Here is a 16,957-nt window from a genome sequence, read left to right on the forward strand (position 1 = left end):
GCGTGCTGAGGCCGAACAGCCCGGGCACGTGGGCCCGAAAGTCCCTCCGCCCGGCCGATGCCACCCCTGCCGATCAGGCACTCGGGAGTTCTTCCACGGCCCCGGAGACAGGCTGAGGCGATCGGCTCCTTGTCGGCGACCGCCGAGATACGGCCCGAGCCGTGACGCGCCGTCCGGAAGACGAGGCGGAGGGCGCGCCCGCCGTCCGAGCAGCGCCCCGCCGGGGCCGCGGCGGGACCTTCGGCCCCCTCCGCGGGACTGGTCGGCACCAGCGCGGACACCGGCGGGCGCAGTGCACTGGACGTGTCGGCCGCTGCCGCTACCGAGGAGACAGCGCATCGGCCGCAGCCGCACGGGTGTGACCCTCACCCGGGGGAACTCCGGCGAACCGCACGCACCCCGGGATCGCCGGGCCCGGTGCGGCGCACGCCCGGAAGGAGCGCGGAACATGCAGCACCGGACCATCGCAGAAGTCATGACCCACCATGTCGTCACGGCGCGCCCTGATTCGACCTTCAAGCAGATCGCCCAGTTGTTGAGCGACAACGACGTCACGGCCGTGCCCGTCGTGGACGACGCCGGATGTCCCGTCGGTGTCGTGTCCGAGGCGGACCTGCTCCGCAAGGCGGCGAGCGTGCCGGATCCGGAGGGGCGATCGCCGGGCCGGCGACTCGGTCTGGACGAACGGGCACGGGCCGGGGCCGAGACCGCGGAAGCGATGATGACCGCGCCCGCGGTGACGGCACGGCCCGGCTGGAACGTCGCCGAGACCGCCCGGACCATGTACCGCCACAACGTGAAGCGGCTTCCCGTGGTCGACGAGACCGGAAAGCTCGTGGGGATCGTCAGCCGAAGCGATCTGCTGCGGCCCTTCCTGCGCAGCGACGGAGCCATCAGCGACGAGATCTACCACGACGTGCTGCGCGAGACCCTGGGTGTTCCGTCGGGCAGCGTGCGTGTCGACGTGCGCGAAGGCGTGGTGACGCTGACGGGCCGGGTCGAGGAGAGGGCGGCCATCCCGGTCATCGAGCATCTGTGCCGCTCCGTCGACGGCGTCGTGGCCGTCCATCAGTCGATCGGCTACACCTACGCCGACATCGGGGCCGGTGTCGAGCCGCCGCGGGTGCACGGTACGCAGGGCGGCGCTCACGAGGCCTCCCCGCACCGCCGGTGACGTGATGACCCGCGCGGCCGGCTCCGTCGTCCCGCGGAGCGGCCGTGCCGGCCGGGCCCGCCCACGACACCCCGGGGGGAGAGCCGCACCGCCCGAGGACGGCTGAGAGCTAGCGTGGGCCTTCCCGCGCGCCTCGGGCCTTCGCGGACCGGACTCGAAAGGGAGACGGGTGACAGGTCGGTGACAGCTCTCGTCGACGCGGCGATCATCGGCATCGGCAATGAGTTCCGGCGCGACGACGGTGCCGGACCGGCCGTGGTCGCGCTGCTGAGGGAACGGGCCTTGGCCCGCCCGTTGCCGCCGGGCACCGTGCTCCGGGAGTGCGACGGGGATCCCGGACGGCTGATCGGGCTGTGGGAGAACACCGGCCTGGCGGTCGTCGTCGACGCCTGCTTCTCCTCCTCCCCGCGTCCTGGGCGGATTCACCGGTGGTGCCCGGCCGCGGACGCGCTTTCGGCCCCTGCGGCCCGGCGGCACAGCACCCACGGGCTGGGGCTCGTCGACACGGTGCGTCTCGCCCACAGCCTCGGACGCGGGCCCGGCCGTCTCGTCGTGTACGCGGTCGAGGGAGCGGACCGGTCCCTGGGCACGGGACTGACCCCCTCGGTGGCCGAGGCGGTACGCACGCTGGTGGCGTGCGTCGAGGGGGAGGTCGTACGGCACGCCGGGACCGCGTTGCGGGGCCTCCCCGCCGAGGGGTCCTGATGGTCTCCCGTCCGGGACTGCCCGCCGGGGACACGCCGGACCGGCGTCGAGCAGCGCGGCACTCGTACCTGACACTCTGTCAGTAGTCGGGGTTCGAGCCGTTCCCTGACGGCGCGTGGAGCTTGCCGAGTGTCCGGAATCTCCCCGCCCGGTGGCCAGGATCGAGGGGAATGAGGATGACCAGTCCCGGAGATGCGGGAGCGGCCCTGGACGGGCAGGTCGACGCGGTCCTGGATCGCGACGGTCTGGACGCGCTGGTGCGTGTCCTGAAGGGACGCGGCCGAACGGTGATCGGCCCCACGGTCCGGGACCGCGCGGTCGTCCTGGCCGAGTTGGACTCCGGAGACGAACTGCCCTACGGCTGGGGGGTCGAACTGGAGGCGGGGCAGTACCGGATCCGTCCGAGGCACGACGACGCAGCCTTCGCGCACAGTGCGGGGCCGCAGTCCTGGAAGTCGTTCCTGCATCCCCAGCGCGTCCGCCAGTGGACCGCCGACCGTGAAAACGGCGGCGAGCCGACCTTGCGCGAGGACGAGCCGCGGAGCATCTCCTACGCCTTCCTCGGGGTGCGCCCCTGCGACCTGCGGGCCATCCGGATCCTGGACCGTGTGATGACCGGCGGCCGGTACGAGGATCCCGCCTACCGCTCCCGCCGCTTGGGCGCATTCCTGATCGCGGTCGAGTGCACCGAGCCGGGGGCCACCTGCTTCTGCGTGTCCATGGGCACGGGGCCGGGCGTGGACACCGGATACGACCTCGCCCTCACCGAGGTGACGGACGACGACGGTCACCGCTTCCTGTGCCGGATCGGCAGCGAGGAAGGAGCCGCGGTACTCGCGGAACTCCCGCGGCGAAGCGCTGACGACACCACCCGTACCGCGGCGGCCGGGGCCGTGAGCCGAGCCGCAGAGCGGATGGGCCGGGCCATGCCGCCGGTCGACCTGCACACGCTGATGCGGGACAACCTGGAGGCGGAGCGCTGGGACGACGTCACCTCCCGCTGCCTGAGCTGCGGCAACTGCACCATGGTCTGCCCCACCTGCTTCTGCACCACCACGGAGGACGTCACCGATCTGACCGGCGATCACGCCGAGCGCTGGCGCCGCTGGGACTCCTGTTACGACCTGGACTTCTCCCTCCTGCACGGCGGCCCGGTCCGGGCCACCCCACGCAGCCGTTACCGCCAGTGGCTCACGCACAAGCTCGGCACCTGGCACGACCAGTTCGGCAGCTCGGGATGCGTCGGCTGCGGCCGCTGCATCGTCTGGTGCCCCACCGGCATCGACCTCACCGAGGAGGCACACGCCCTGCACCAGGAGGCCACGGAGAGGGGGACCGCGCGATGACCTCAGGGGCCGGCGCCCATCCCGGGACGGGCATCCTTGCAGGGCTCTCCGCAAAGCACTGCGCGCGGCTCATGGACCTCGCACACGAGGTCACCCGCCCCGGAGCGGTCCGGCTCTTCGAGGAGGACGAGAACGCCGAGCGCTTCTGGATCATCCGCACGGGCGTCGTCGCACTCGACATCCAGATTCCCGGCCGCGGTCGCGCCGTGGTCGAGACGATCGGCCCCGGCAGCCTTCTCGGCTGGTCGTGGCTGTGCCCGCCGCGCCGGTGGCATCTGGGGGCCGAGACCACAAGCCCGATCAGCGCCTGGGAGTTCGACGCCATCGAGGTGCGCGAGGTGTGCGCCGCGCATCCGGAGTTCGGCCTGGCACTGGTCACCCTCGTCGCCGAGACGATCGGCCACCGGCTGCGCGCCACGCGCACACGCCTGCTCGACCTGTACGGACCTCAGGGAAGCGAACCGAGGCCATGACGTCGGTCCCGCTCTCCTATCGGGTCGTGGACCGTCGCCGTGAGACCGCCGACACCGTCACGCTCCACCTGGAGCCGGCCGGAGAGTCCCTACGGCCCTTCGCACCGGGCCAGTTCGCCATGGTGTACGCCTTCGGAACGGGCGAGATCCCCGTCTCGGTGTCCCGCACGGCCGGCGACCGGCGCCTCGAGCACACCGTCCGCGCGGTCGGCGCCGTCTCGCGCGCACTGTGCCGGCTGCCGACGGGAGCGTCGGTCGGCCTGCGCGGTCCCTTCGGTACCGACTGGGGCCTGGCGGCCGCCCGGGGACACGATGTCCTCGTCGTCGCCGGGGGCATCGGCCTCGCCCCGCTGCGCCCCTTGATCGACACCGTCCGGTCCGAGCCCGGCGCTTATGGGCGGCTGAACGTCCTCGTCGGTGCCCGGACTCCCGAAGACCTGCTGTACCAGGATGAGTTCGCCGCCTGGAGAAGGCCGTTCGGCGCCATCACGGTGGACCGGCCCACCGACGGCTGGACGGGCCGGGTCGGCGTCGTCACCTCACTGCTGGACGAGGCGCCCTTCACGCCCGAGCGCACCACCGCGTTCGTCTGCGGCCCCGAGGTCATGATCCGCGCCACCGCCCGCGCGCTGCTGCACCGAGGTGTACACGCCGACCGTGTGCGGGTCTCCCTGGAACGCAACATGCGCTGCGCCACCGGCCACTGCGGACACTGCCAGCTGGGCCCCCTGCTGCTGTGCCGCGACGGCCCCGTGGTCGGCTACGACCTGGCCGAGCCGCTTCTCACCGTACGGGAGCTGTGAGTTGAACGATCCCGCCCCGCCCCCGGAGCGCGCGCGTCCCCGGCTCGGCGTGTTCAAGTTCGCCTCCTGCGACGGCTGTCAGCTCACCCTCCTCGACTGCGAGGACGAACTGCTGGGCATCGCCGATGAGTTGGAGATCGCCCATTTCCTGGAAGCGTCCAGTGACGTCGCGCCCGGACCGTACGACCTGTCACTCGTCGAAGGCTCGGTCTCCACCCCGGAACACGTCGAGCGCGTCCGGCGCATCCGCGCCGAGTCCCGGTACCTCGTCACCATCGGCGCCTGCGCCACCGCCGGAGGCGTCCAGGCACTGCGCAACCACGCCGACGTGACGGAGTACCTGCAGACGGTCTACGCCCGCCCCGACTACATCGAGACCCTCGCCACCTCCACACCGATCTCCGCCCATGTGCCCGTCGACTTCGAGCTGCGCGGCTGCCCCATCGACCGGGGCCAGCTCCTGGAGGTCATCACCGCCTTCCTCGCCGGCCGCAAGCCCGGCATCCCGAACCACAGCGTCTGCTTCTCCTGCAAGCAACGCGACAACGTCTGCGTCCTCGTCGCTCACGGCACGCCCTGCCTCGGCCCCGTCACCCACGCCGGATGCGGAGCCCTTTGCCCCACCTACGGGCGCGGCTGCTACGGCTGCTTCGGACCCGCCGGAACCACGAACCTGCCCGCCCTGGTCCCGGTGCTGCGGCGCGACGGAATGAGCGACGAGGACATCAGGAGGTTCCTGCACACCTTCAACGTCACCGCCTTCACCGCGGTGGAGGAGGACCGGCCGTGACCGAACCCGACGCCGGATCACGCATCATTCGCATCCCCGCGATCACCCGCGTGGAGGGCGAGGCCGCACTGCATCTGCGGATCCTCGACGGCACCGTCACCGAGGCACGGTTGAGGATCTACGAGCCCCCGCGGTTCTTCGAGGCCTTCCTCCGCGGCCGGGCCCACTCCGAGCCCCCCGACATCACCTCGCGCGTGTGCGGGATCTGTCCGGTCGCCTACCAGCTCAGCGCCTGCCGCGCCGTCGAGGACGCGTGCGGAGCCGTCGTGGACGGTCAACTCGCCGCCCTGCGCCGCCTTCTGTACTGCGGTGAGTGGATCGAGAGCCAGACCCTGCACATTCATCTGCTGCACGCTCCGGACTTCCTCGGCCACGACGACGCGATCGCCATGGCACGCACGCATCGGGCCCACGTCGAGCGCGGGCTGCGGCTGAAGCAGACCGGCAACGCCATCATGGAGTTGCTGGGCGGACGTGCCATCCACCCCGTCAACGTCCGCCTGGGCGGCTTCCACCGCGTCCCCTCCCGGTCCGAGCTGCGCCCCCTCGCGGAGCGCCTGCGCATCGCGCTCGACGACGCCTGGGACACCGTGCGCTGGGTCGCCGGCTTCGACTTTCCCGACGCCGAGTGCGACGCCGACCTGCTCGCCCTGGCCGAGCCCGGCACATACGCCATCGAGTCGGGCGTACCCACCGTTCTTCCGGCGGACGGCACGCTCCCGCCGCGCAGCTTCCCCGTACACGACTTCCGGGACCACGTCACCGAGGAACAGGTCCCGCACTCCACCGCACTCCACTCCCGGCTGGACGGCCGCAGACACCTCACGGGCTCCCTCGCCCGCTACGCCGTCAGCGGCCACCTGCTGTCCCCGGGGGCCCTTCAGGCCGCCCGGGAGGCCGGGCTGGGCGACCCGCCTCTGGCCCGGGGCACAGAGGGAAGGACGCGGACCGAGGCCTGCCGGAACCCTTACCGCAGCATCCTGGTCCGGGCCGTGGAGGTCCTGTACGCGGTGGAGGAGGCCCTCCGGATCATCGACGCGTACGAGCCCCCGCCCCGCCCGTATACGGACGTTCCTCCCCGGGCCGGCGAGGGGCACGGCGCCACCGAGGCACCACGCGGCCTGCTCTACCACCGCTACGCGATCGACGAAGAGGGGCGCATCACCGAGGCTTCCCTCGTCCCGCCCACCGCGCAGAACCAGGGCGCGATCGAGGAGGACCTACGCGTACTCGTCCAGGCCGCTCTGGCACAGGGGCCGACATCCGACGCCGATCTCGCCCGCCGGTGCGAACGGGCCGTCCGCAACCACGACCCGTGCATCTCGTGCTCGGCCCACTTCCTGGACCTGGACATCGAGCGACACTCGGACCCGGTGTGAGGCGAGCCGGGCGAAACGAACCACGTCCGGGCGGAGACACCTCCGCACCGGGACCGGTCCGAATGACCGGGTGTACTCCGCACCGAAGGCATCTGCCCTGCCGACGGGCTTCCGTCGGCAGCGCAGATGCTCTACTCGGCCCGGGATCCGGTGGAGCGGCCGCGCACGACGGCGAACACCGCCGCAGCCAGATCCAGCACGCCCACAACCAGCCCGGCAATACCCGGACCACGGGCGGTCGGGTCGCTGCCCGACGCGGCCTGCCTGGCGCCCTCGGAGCTCTTCGAGCCCGTCGGCGAGGCGGTCGAGGTGCGCCCGCGAACGCATCGTTCGCCGATCGGGCAGCCACTGACGAGGGCCGCCTCACGTGCGGCCCGGGTACGGGGTCGCCGAGCCTCACGCGGCTCGAGGAGCGAAGGTGCCGCGACCGGCTTGGATCGCCGTAGTGGCTGTGACGACCCGGCCGACCGCGCCGACACGCACAGCGGCACCTGCGATCCTCCTGTCGCCGCCCGGCACCCGCGATCCTCCTGTCCCCGCCCGGGCAGTGTGGGAGCTGCCCGGGGCCGCCAAGCTGCAGGCCGACCGGTTGCGGCGCATGGTGGTGCCATGGACGAGCAACCTCCTGTGGTTGTGCTCCCGCCTTCGCCCGACGGTGGGCGTCGGGTGACGATCCACGGCGAGCCTGTGGGCACCGCCTACAGCCTCTTCGACGTGTTCGAGTTCCTCCACCGCGCCGGCTTGCCCGCCGAGGACCGCGCGATCGACGACCCCGAGCTGATCGAGTGGCGCGGCGGCGGACCATACGACTGGAACAGCACTGCATAGCGGTCACCGCACCGGCGTGAGCCCCGCAACCGCCGCCCACCCCCCATCGGCCGGACCGGCAGGCCCTGCCGACCATGGCTGGACGGCAACCGCACCGGCGCTGCCCGGGAGTGCCCGGCTGTGCTCGTCGCCTCCCTCCCACTGGTCGGATTCCGGATCCGTCCGGTTCCCGTCACCTCTGTCAAGACCGAGGCAACGGAAGCGGACGACGGAGCACGACAGCACGCAGGCCGGTCGCCACGCCCCCGGCACGCAGTCGTGGCGCGCGTCCTCTCGCACTGCGCCGGGTATCTCCTGGGCAGTCCCCGCGGCGACCGGTCCGGACACCGGCGCGCCGCACCCCATGGAGGTGGAGAGGCATGACCGACATCAGCGGGCTGGAGCCCGTGGCGACGTTCTGCGGCAACTGCAACTGCGGCTGTCCTCAGCTCTTCGTCGACCCGAGCGCCCCGGCCGACCGCCGGGTCGTCCTGACCGACGACTTCGGCCAGCGCGTCCAGATGAGCGCGGACCAGTTCTCCTCACTGATCGACGACGCCAAGGCGGGGAAGCTGGACGGTATCGCCCTGCCCTGACCCCGCCACCGGTCGCCGGGCGACACCCGCCCGGCCATCGGACGGCGCCAGAAGGGTCCTCGCCGTACAACACCCCTCGATGCGCTACAGCCCCACGATCCGGTTCCACCGCCGAGCGAACTCCACCCGCTCCGTGGAGGTGATGTCCCGGGCGACCGCGAGGCGTGCCCGCAAGGTGGAGTCGGGGAAGATCAGCGGGTTCTGGGCGAGGGCCGCCCTGTCCTTGTCCCCGGACGCGGCGAGGACCGAGCGGGCAGCCGGGACCGGGCAGACGTAGTTCACCCAGGCGGCCAGTTCGGCGGCGACCGCCGGCTCGTAGTAGTAGTCGATCAGCCGCTCGGCGTTCGCCTTGTGGCGGGCACGGTTGGGGATCATCAGCGAGTCGGCCCAGAGTTCCGCGCCCTCCTCGGGTACGACGAAGCGGATGTCCGGGTTGTCCGCCTGGAGCTGAATCACATCGCCCGAGTACGCCTGGCACGCCAGTACGTCTCCGCTGACCAGGTCCTTGGTGTAGTCGTTGCCCGTGAACCGGCGTATCAGGCCGCCGCGGACATGCCGTTCGACCTGGTCGCAGACCCTGTGGAAGTCGTCCGCGGTCCACCGGGTGATGTCCACGCCGTTGCCCTGCATCAGCAGCGCGAACGCCTCGTCCAGGCCGGACAGCAGGGTGACACGGCCCTTGAGGTCGCTCGCCCACAGGTCGGACACGTGCCGGATCTCGCGGCCGAGCTTACGGCGGTTGTAGGCGATGCCGGTGATTCCGGACTGCCAGGGCACCGTGAACTTCCGTCCCGGGTCGAAGGCGGGCGAACGCAGCAGCGGATCCAGGTGGCGCGTCACGTTCGGCCGACGGGCCGGGTCCATCTCCTGCACCCAGCCGAGGCGTACGAACCGCGCGCACATCCAGTCGCTCATGACGATCAGGTCCCGGCCGGGCTGCTGGTGGTTCATCAGCGCAGGGCTGATCTTGCCGAAGAACTCGTCGTTGTCGTTGATCTCCTCCACGTAGTCGACCGCGATGCCGGTCCGCTTCTCGAACCCGTCCACCGTCGGCCGCCGGTTCGGGTTCTTGTCGTCCGTGTCGATGTACAGAGGCCAGTTCGCCCAGGTCAGTCGCTTGTCCCGGGCAGACGCATCGGGGACGGCCCGGTCGCCCGGTGGGACATAGGCGGCGGGCACGCCACAGCCGGCGAGCGCGCCGAGCAGCGCGCTCCCGCCGAGGGCGCGCAGCAGGGACCGGCGGGAAGGAGCGGGCGTCCTGTGAGTCCGGGGCATCCCCGCAGCATGCCGCCGGACCGGCGGCCGGACAATGGACGCCCCGTCGAGCGGCCCCGGGGAGAGCCGACACCTTGTCGACCCGCCGTCACCGAGCGGCCCGACGAGCGGTCGCCGATGGGCAGTTGGGGACAGCGGACTCCTCGCGCCCCGGCCCCATGCCTGCCGCCGCGCACGGCACGTACCCGGCAACAGCGCGGCCCCGGACGGGAGATGTCCCGTCCGGGGCCGCGCGCCGTCGAAGCGGCGCCTACGCGTCCAGCGACGTCATCACGTGCTTGATCCGCGTGTAGTCGTCGAAGCCGTACGCCGAGAGGTCCTTGCCGTAACCGGACTTCTTGAAGCCGCCGTGCGGCATCTCCGCGACCAGCGGGATGTGCGTGTTGATCCACACACAGCCGAAGTCGAGGACCTTGGACAGGCGCATCGCACGCGCGTGGTCCTTCGTCCACACCGAGGAGGCGAGGGCGTACTCGACGCCGTTCGCGTACTCGACGGCCTGCTCCTCGTCCGTGAAGGGCTGGACGGTGATGACCGGGCCGAAGACCTCGTTCTGGATGATCTCGTCGTCCTGCTTGAGGCCCGAGACGACGGTCGGCGCGTAGAAGTAGCCCTTGTCGCCGACCTGGTGGCCGCCGGCCTGGACCTTCGCATGGGCGGGCAGGCGCTCGATGAAGCCGGAGACCTGCTTGAGCTGGTTCGGGTTGTTGAGGGGCCCGTAGAGCACGTCCTCGTCGTCCGGCTGCCCCGTCTTCGTCTCGCTCGCGGCCTTCGCGAGGGCGGCCACGAACTCGTCGTGGATGGACTCCTGGACGAGGACGCGGGTGGCGGCCGTACAGTCCTGGCCGGCGTTGAAGAAGCCCGCCACCGAGATGTCCTCGACGGCCTTGGCGATGTCGGTGTCCTCGAAGACGACGACGGGCGCCTTGCCGCCCAGCTCCAGGTGGACGCGCTTGACGTCCTTGGACGCGGACTCGGCGACGGACATGCCCGCACGGACGGATCCGGTGATGGACGCCATCGCCGGGGTCGGGTGCTCGACCATCATGCGGCCGGTCTCACGGTCGCCGCAGATGACGTTGAAGACGCCCTTGGGCAGGATCGAGCCGATGATGTCGGCGATCAGGACCGTGGAGGCCGGGGTGGTGTCCGACGGCTTCAGGACGACCGTGTTGCCCGCCGCGATCGCCGGGGCGAACTTCCACACGGCCATCATCATCGGGTAGTTCCACGGCGCGACCTGGGCGCAGACGCCGACCGGCTCGCGGCGGATGATCGAGGTCATCCCCTCCATGTACTCGCCAGCCGAGCGGCCCTCGAGCATACGGGCCGCTCCCGCGAAGAAGCGGATCTGGTCGACCATCGGCGGGATCTCCTCCGACCGGGTCAGCCCGACCGGCTTGCCGGTGTTCTCGACCTCGGCCGCGATCAGCTCCTCGGCGCGCTCCTCGAACGCGTCGGCGATCTTCAGGAGGGCCTTCTGGCGCTCGGCGGGCGTGGTGTCGCGCCAGGCCGGGAAGGCCGCGGCGGCGGCCGCCATCGCGGCGTCGACGTCCGCCTGCCCGGACAACGGAGCCGTCGCGTAGGCCTCGCCGGTCGCGGGGTTGACCACCTCGGTGGTCCTTCCGTCGGCGGCGTCACGGAATTCGCCGTCGATGTAGTTGCGCAGACGACGCAGCTCGGTGCTCACTGCCGGCCCTCCAAGTTCGGGTGTCCAATCACTGAGACACCCACCCTAGTGCGTGGCCCGACGTTTTCAACAGCCCCGATCGCGCCAGAGCTGCGAAATCCGCAGTCTTCTCATACGTCTACAACGAATTTCATCGATCGAGCCTTGCGTAACTGTCGAGACGTCGTGCAGAGTGAGTTCGTGGCCAGTCGAAGCGCAGACCAGAGGGACTCCCGCGAGTCCAGGAACGGCAACCCCCAGCTGGACGCCGTATCCCTCGCCATCATCGAGCAGCTCCAGGAGGACGGGCGCCGCCCGTACGCCGCGATCGGCAAGGCCGTCGGCCTCTCCGAGGCGGCCGTGCGCCAGCGCGTCCAGAAGCTGCTCGACCAGGGCGTGATGCAGATCGTCGCCGTCACGGACCCGCTCACCGTGGGCTTCCGCAGGCAGGCGATGGTCGGGATCCACGTCGAGGGTGACGTGGAGTCCGTCGCCGACGCCCTGACGGCCATGTCCGAATGCGAGTACGTGGTGATGACCGCAGGCTCCTTCGACCTGATGGTGGAGATCGTCTGCGAGGACGACGACCACCTGCTGGACGTCATCAACAAACGCATCCGGGCCATCCCCGGAGTGCGCTCCACCGAGAGCTTCGTCTACCTCAAGCTCAAGAAGCAGACCTACATGTGGGGAACCCGATAGCCGTGAGCACCAAGGACCTCAGCAAGACCGCGTACGACCACCTGTGGATGCACTTCACCCGCATGTCCTCGTACGAGAACGCGCCCGTCCCCACCATCGTCCGGGGCGAAGGCACCTACATCTACGACGACAAGGGCAAGCGCTACCTCGACGGTCTGGCCGGTCTGTTCGTGGTCCAGGCGGGCCACGGCCGCACCGAGCTCGCGGAGACGGCGTTCAAGCAGGCGCAGGAGCTGGCGTTCTTCCCGGTGTGGTCGTACGCCCACCCCAAGGCCGTCGAGCTGGCGGAACGTCTCGCCGACTACGCGCCGGGCGATCTGAACAAGGTCTTCTTCACCACCGGCGGCGGCGAGGCGGTCGAGACCGCCTGGAAGCTCGCCAAGCAGTACTTCAAGCTGGTCGGCAAGCCCACCAAGTACAAGGTCATATCCCGCGCGGTCGCCTACCACGGCACCCCGCAGGGTGCCCTGTCCATCACCGGTCTGCCGGGCCTGAAGGCCCCCTTCGAGCCGCTGGTCCCGGGCGCGCACAAGGTGCCGAACACCAACATCTACCGCGCGCCGATCTTCGGCGACGACCCGGAGGCCTTCGGCCGCTGGGCCGCCGACCAGATCGAGCAGCAGATCCTCTTCGAGGGCCCGGAGACGGTGGCGGCGGTCTTCCTGGAGCCGGTGCAGAACGCAGGCGGCTGCTTCCCGCCGCCGCCCGGCTACTTCCAGCGCGTGCGCGAGATCTGCGACCAGTACGACGTGCTGCTCGTGTCGGACGAGGTCATCTGCGCCTTCGGCCGCCTGGGCACCATGTTCGCCTGTGACAAGTTCGGCTACGTCCCGGACATGATCACCTGCGCCAAGGGCATGACCTCGGGCTACTCCCCGATCGGCGCCTGCATCGTCTCCGACCGCCTGGCCGAGCCGTTCTACAAGGGCGACAACACCTTCCTGCACGGCTACACCTTCGGCGGCCACCCGGTGTCGGCCGCGGTCGGCCTCGCGAACCTCGACCTGTTCGAACGCGAGGGCCTGAACCAGCACGTCCTCGACAACGAGTCCGCGTTCCTCACGACGCTGCAGAGGCTGCACGACCTGCCGATCGTCGGCGACGTCCGCGGCAACGGATTCTTCTACGGCATCGAGCTGGTCAAGGACAAGACGACCAAGGAGTCCTTCAACGACGAGGAGACCGAGCGCGTCCTGTACGGCTTCCTGTCGAAGGCGCTGTTCGACAACGGCTTGTACTGCCGTGCCGACGACCGCGGCGACCCGGTCATCCAGCTCGCCCCGCCGCTGATCTCCGACCAGGAGACGTTCGACGAGATCGAGCAGATCCTGCGCGCGACGCTGACGGAGGCGTGGACCAAGCTCTGAGTCACCAGGGGTCCCCATTCGGCGCCCCGATCTTCCTTCTGGATGATCAAAAGACGGCCCCGTGCCGCCCGTTCGAGTGAGAAACGGGCGGTGCGGGGCCGTTGCTGTCCGGCCTCACGGCGCCGTCTGCCTAGCGTGCGAAGTGACCGATCGGCCCTGCCTTCGTTCCCCCGAACGGGTCCCCCGGGCGGGGACCGGTACGGGAAAACGGATCTGAACCGAGGTGTACGCGATGGTGGCCCCGCCGGACAACGACGTGCTCTGGGCACGCGCCCTGCACTTCCAGCACAACGGCTCGCCCGCGCTGTGCGGTGTCTCGCTGGGCGTGCGCGAGGGGGAGATCCTGGCCGTCACCGGGCCGCGGGGCAGCGGCAAGACGACCCTGCTGCAGTGTCTCGCTGGTCTCCTCCCCGCCCAGCGGGGCGAGGTCTGGTTCAACAGCACACCGGTGCACACGATGGGCGCGGTCACCCGTGAGCGGCTGCGCCGCGAGCGCTTCGGCTGGATCGATCCCGTGCCCGTCCTCCTCGGCGAGCTGAACGCCTGGGAGAACGCGGCCCTGCCGCTGATGCTGCGCGGCACGAGCCGCCGTCTGGCCAAGACGAGGGCCCTGGAGTGGCTGGACCGGCTCGACATCGGCGGCTGTGCCCGTAAGCGTCCCTCCGAGCTGTCCCGGGCCGAGCGGCAGCGCATCGCCGTCGCACGGGCGCTCGCCGCGTGCCCGACCGTGCTCTTCGCGGACGAGCCGACCGCCTCACTGCACCGCGCCGACGGCGCCCAGGTGCTGCGAACGCTGACCACGGCGGCCCGCTCGCACGGCATCACGGTCGTCCTGGCCGCACACCACACGGACGCCGCGGACGTCGCGGACCGCACGGTGTCCCTGCTGGACGGACGGTGTGTGAAGACCGTCCATCTGCCACCGCTCTCCCCCGGACCGGAGGAACCGGAAGAACCGAAAGCACCGGCAGAGGGGGCTTCCCCCTCATCGGAGGGACAGGCCTCCCCCGAGACGGAAGACCAGGCCTCCCCCGAGACGGAAGGCCAGGCCTCGGCCCGACCGGATGACCAGGCCTGGGCCCGACCGGAAGACCGGGCCTCCCCCGAACCGCAAAGCCAGGTCTCCCCCGATTCGGAAGGCCACACAGAGTGCTCGCTCTCCGTCTAGCCCGCGGGGCCCGCCCCCTGGTCCAGCTCCGCCGGCTCCTGGTCACCGCGGCCTCCGCGGGCACGGGCTTCCTGCTGCTGTGCACGCTGGGGTACGCGTTGGGGCATCCGGGAGCGTCGGCCACCTCGACGCTGCGGCTGGCCTGGTGCCTCGCGCCCGTCGCCGCCACGGTGTACTTCGCGGTCGCCGTCGCCCGTACGGATCCGGGCACCCGCCCGCGGAGCGGTCTTGCGGCGATCGGCCTCGGCCCGGTCCGGCTGATGGCCCTCTCCGCGGTGACCACGGCCCTGTCGACCGCGCTGGGCTCACTGCTCGCGCTGCTGCTCTTCCTGCACCTGCGCGGGGGCCCGACGGGGCTGCCCTTCGTCGGCCCGACGGCGGGGTTCCTCGCCGCGGACCAGTCCCTGCCGCTGCCCGCGGCGCTCACGCTGCTCGCGCTGGTACCGCTCGCGGCGTCCCTGGCGAGCGCGCTGGCGCTGCGCCCGGCGGACGCACTGCTGCCTCGCGCCGCCCACGGCGATGCCCAGGCCGCCTCCGGCACCGACGACGCCACGGACGCGCAGCCCGGCGACCTCCGGGACCAGGCCCCGCTCCCCGACCTGCCCACGGCTCCCCGGCCCACCCCGGGCGGCCTCCCCTGGGGTGTGGCCGCCCTCGCCGCGGGGCTCGCCGTGGAGACCCAGGCGAGCCGCTCGGACGGGGCGCCGGGCCTGCGCCTGCCCGGCGGCGTTTCGGGCGGCCCCGCCACCGTCCTGGCGGGCTGGGCGCTGACCGCGCTGGGGCTGGCGCTGGCCGGGCCCGCTCTCGCCCATCTGTGCGGCCACTTGTTGCAGGCCGTGCGCCCCGGCGCCGTGCGGCTGCTCGCCGGGCGCGGTCTGCAGGAGGAGGCGCGGCGGATCGGGCGGCCGCTCGGGGTGGTGTGCGCGGTGGCGTCCGGGGCGTACGTCTTGGCGACGCAGTACGCCGAGACGCGCCCGTCCTTCGGGCCGCTCACCACCCTGGGCGCAGTGCTCGTGGCGGGCTGCACGGTGGCGACCCTGGCGACGGCCGCGCTGGAGGCGAGACAGGCACGGGCCGACACCCTCGCCGCCCTGGGACGGCTGGGCGCGCCGACCACGATGCTGCGCACCGCGGCGCTGCTGCGCGCCGGTGCCCTGGTGGTGGTGTTCGCGCCGCTGACGTGGGCGGTCGCGGTGCTGGCCGCAATGCCGGCGGCGGGCTGAGACGCGGCGGCGAAGTTTCCTCGTCTCGGGCCGATGAGTTTCGCGTCGGCGCCCGGTCCATCTCTGCGCATGGACCACCTCACGACCGGGAGAGACCGCTCATGTACCAGCAGATGATCTTCGTGAACCTGCCCGTCGTCGACGTCGAGGCGTCGAAGAAGTTCTTCACCCTGCTCGGCTACACGATCAACCCGCAGTTCACGACGGACGACTGTGCCTGTGTCGTCATCAGCGACACGATCATCGCGATGCTGCTGGGCAAGCAGCGCTACGCCGACTTCACCACCAAGGAGATCGCGGACGCCACGAAGACCAGCGAGGTGCTGATCTGCCTGAGCGCCGAAAGCCGGGAGAAGGTCGACGAGTTGGTCGACCGGGCGCTCGCGGCGGGCGGCACGGGCAACCGGGAGGCGATGGACCACGGCTACATGTACGGCCGCGCCTTCGACGACCTGGACGGCCACACCTGGGAAGTCATGTGGATGGACCCGGCAGCGGTCCAGGGCTGAGCTCGCGGGGGATGAACAAGGGCGCACCGGCGGTGGGTTGAGGAGGCTCGGGCCGCGTTCAAACGCGCGGGTGGTTAATGGGCGGGCAAAAGACGACGGGCATGCCGGACATCGGCGTTGACAGCCCTGAGCCGCCGCTTATAGACCTGTGAGCCACTTGGGGATGCTGTTGTTGCAGCAACGTCCCTCGAACCCCCCGCAGTTGCGCATCCCGCGAAGGGCAATCGTGTCCATATCCTTCCGATCCTCCCGCACCGCACGATCGGTGCGCATCATCGGCGTCGCCTCCGCCGCCGCCGCGCTCGCGCTCGGCGCCGCCGGCAACGCGCTCGCGTGCACCATCCAGGACTTCTCGGCCGCCGCTTCCTGCGACGCCAACGGGAAGGGCAGCATCACCGTCACCGACAAGGACATCTCGGGCAAGAAGGCGGTCGTCGCGGTCTACCTCGAGTCGAACGGCGCGGACGCCAAGAAGGTCGGCGAGCAGAAGCTCACCGGCAAGGGCGCGACCATCACGTTTCCCGAGGACTGGACGTCCAAGGCCGAGTACCGCGTCCGCATCACCGTGAAGGGCATCCTCGACCAGGACCTCACGCCGAACCTGATCACGCCTTCCCTGGCCTGCAAGGCCTCGGCGACCACTCCGCCGGCCTCCGGTACCCCGAAGCCGTCGGCCACTGCGACCCCGTCCTCGTCCGCCACGCCGTCGTCCGCGCCGTCGTCGCCGGGCAGCACGGCCCCCGCCGCCACCGGGGACAACTCCCCCTCGCCGGCGGCCGGCAGCTCGAACCTGGCCGAGACCGGCGCCAGCTCCAGCACGCCCATGATCGCCGGTATCGCCGGCGGCCTGGTCGTCATCGGCGGCGGCGCGGTGTTCTTCGGCATGCGCCGTCGCAGCGCGTCGAAGTCCGACTGACGTCTTCACCGACCGTACGAGCGACAGCGGCCCGCCCCCTCAGGGGGCGGGCCGC

General features: G+C 71.2%; 17 protein-coding genes. 15 read left to right on the forward strand and 2 right to left on the reverse strand.

From position 1 onward, the window contains the following. Window positions 1-448 precede the first annotated feature (448 nt). The 9 genes from AAW14_RS18040 to AAW14_RS18080 all read left to right on the forward strand — a co-directional run bounded on the left by AAW14_RS18040 (window position 449) and on the right by AAW14_RS18080 (window position 8,073). Window positions 449-1,174: a CBS domain-containing protein gene (locus AAW14_RS18040; protein WP_265564890.1), complete on the forward strand. Its 726-nt coding sequence runs from the start codon at window positions 449-451 to the stop codon at window positions 1,172-1,174. Window positions 1,175-1,354: 180 nt separating this feature from the next. Beyond that, on the forward strand, window positions 1,355-1,879 hold the full coding sequence (locus tag AAW14_RS18045; protein ID WP_265564891.1) for a hydrogenase maturation protease: 525 nt from the start codon (window positions 1,355-1,357) through the stop codon (window positions 1,877-1,879). A 176-nt stretch (window positions 1,880-2,055) separates the two neighbouring features. Beyond that, window positions 2,056-3,225 (forward strand): 4Fe-4S dicluster domain-containing protein, encoded by a 1,170-nt coding sequence (locus tag AAW14_RS18050; RefSeq protein ID WP_265564892.1) that lies wholly within the window; start codon window positions 2,056-2,058, stop codon window positions 3,223-3,225. After that, window positions 3,222-3,698, forward strand: a complete 477-nt coding sequence (locus AAW14_RS18055) for a cyclic nucleotide-binding domain-containing protein (RefSeq protein ID WP_265564893.1) — start codon at window positions 3,222-3,224, stop codon at window positions 3,696-3,698. Before AAW14_RS18050 ends, AAW14_RS18055 begins: the two co-directional genes overlap by 4 nt. Continuing rightward, on the forward strand, window positions 3,695-4,501 hold the full coding sequence (locus tag AAW14_RS18060; RefSeq protein ID WP_265564894.1) for an FAD/NAD(P)-binding protein: 807 nt from the start codon (window positions 3,695-3,697) through the stop codon (window positions 4,499-4,501). The genes AAW14_RS18055 and AAW14_RS18060 overlap by 4 nt, the downstream gene beginning before the upstream one ends. A gap of 1 nt (window position 4,502) precedes the next feature. Beyond that, window positions 4,503-5,291: an oxidoreductase gene (locus AAW14_RS18065; RefSeq protein WP_265564895.1), complete on the forward strand. Its 789-nt coding sequence runs from the start codon at window positions 4,503-4,505 to the stop codon at window positions 5,289-5,291. Beyond that, on the forward strand, window positions 5,288-6,670 hold the full coding sequence (locus AAW14_RS18070) for a Ni/Fe hydrogenase subunit alpha (RefSeq protein ID WP_265564896.1): 1,383 nt from the start codon (window positions 5,288-5,290) through the stop codon (window positions 6,668-6,670). The genes AAW14_RS18065 and AAW14_RS18070 overlap by 4 nt, the downstream gene beginning before the upstream one ends. Before the next feature lie 609 nt (window positions 6,671-7,279). Continuing rightward, entirely contained in the window at window positions 7,280-7,498 is a 219-nt protein-coding gene (locus tag AAW14_RS18075) for a hypothetical protein (protein ID WP_265564897.1), read from the forward strand. 359 nt (window positions 7,499-7,857) lie between these two features. After that, the gene (locus tag AAW14_RS18080) at window positions 7,858-8,073 is read left to right on the forward strand and encodes a hypothetical protein (RefSeq protein WP_265564898.1); all 216 of its coding nucleotides are present in this window, start codon (window positions 7,858-7,860) and stop codon (window positions 8,071-8,073) included. An 84-nt stretch (window positions 8,074-8,157) separates the two neighbouring features. On the opposite strand, the gene AAW14_RS18085 is transcribed toward AAW14_RS18080, so the two are convergent. Further along, window positions 8,158-9,348: an ABC transporter substrate-binding protein gene (locus AAW14_RS18085; protein ID WP_265564899.1), complete on the reverse strand. Its 1,191-nt coding sequence runs from the start codon at window positions 9,346-9,348 to the stop codon at window positions 8,158-8,160. Window positions 9,349-9,598: 250 nt separating this feature from the next. Beyond that, window positions 9,599-11,038, reverse strand: a complete 1,440-nt coding sequence (locus AAW14_RS18090) for a gamma-aminobutyraldehyde dehydrogenase (RefSeq protein ID WP_265564900.1) — start codon at window positions 11,036-11,038, stop codon at window positions 9,599-9,601. A 165-nt stretch (window positions 11,039-11,203) separates the two neighbouring features. On the opposite strand from AAW14_RS18090, the gene AAW14_RS18095 reads away from it, so the two are divergent. The 6 genes from AAW14_RS18095 to AAW14_RS18120 all read left to right on the forward strand — a co-directional run bounded on the left by AAW14_RS18095 (window position 11,204) and on the right by AAW14_RS18120 (window position 16,902). Beyond that, window positions 11,204-11,719, forward strand: a complete 516-nt coding sequence (locus AAW14_RS18095) for an Lrp/AsnC family transcriptional regulator (protein ID WP_265564901.1) — start codon at window positions 11,204-11,206, stop codon at window positions 11,717-11,719. Then, window positions 11,704-13,086: an aspartate aminotransferase family protein gene (locus AAW14_RS18100; RefSeq protein ID WP_265564902.1), complete on the forward strand. Its 1,383-nt coding sequence runs from the start codon at window positions 11,704-11,706 to the stop codon at window positions 13,084-13,086. The genes AAW14_RS18095 and AAW14_RS18100 overlap by 16 nt, the downstream gene beginning before the upstream one ends. A gap of 232 nt (window positions 13,087-13,318) precedes the next feature. Then, the gene (locus AAW14_RS18105) at window positions 13,319-14,254 is read left to right on the forward strand and encodes an ABC transporter ATP-binding protein (protein WP_265564903.1); all 936 of its coding nucleotides are present in this window, start codon (window positions 13,319-13,321) and stop codon (window positions 14,252-14,254) included. Then, window positions 14,236-15,477 carry a hypothetical protein gene (locus AAW14_RS18110; protein WP_265564904.1) on the forward strand — a complete coding sequence of 414 codons (1,242 nt, stop codon included), beginning with the start codon at window positions 14,236-14,238 and terminating at the stop codon, window positions 15,475-15,477. The genes AAW14_RS18105 and AAW14_RS18110 overlap by 19 nt, the downstream gene beginning before the upstream one ends. 101 nt (window positions 15,478-15,578) lie before the next feature. Next, complete coding sequence (locus tag AAW14_RS18115) at window positions 15,579-15,986, forward strand: VOC family protein (protein WP_265564905.1); 408 nt, start codon at window positions 15,579-15,581, stop codon at window positions 15,984-15,986. 265 nt (window positions 15,987-16,251) lie between these two features. Beyond that, window positions 16,252-16,902: an LAETG motif-containing sortase-dependent surface protein gene (locus AAW14_RS18120; RefSeq protein ID WP_265564906.1), complete on the forward strand. Its 651-nt coding sequence runs from the start codon at window positions 16,252-16,254 to the stop codon at window positions 16,900-16,902. Window positions 16,903-16,957: the final 55 nt, after the last annotated feature.

Origin of the sequence: Streptomyces hygroscopicus (assembly GCF_026168105.1) — a bacterium.
GTDB lineage: Bacteria > Actinomycetota > Actinomycetes > Streptomycetales > Streptomycetaceae > Streptomyces > Streptomyces hygroscopicus_D.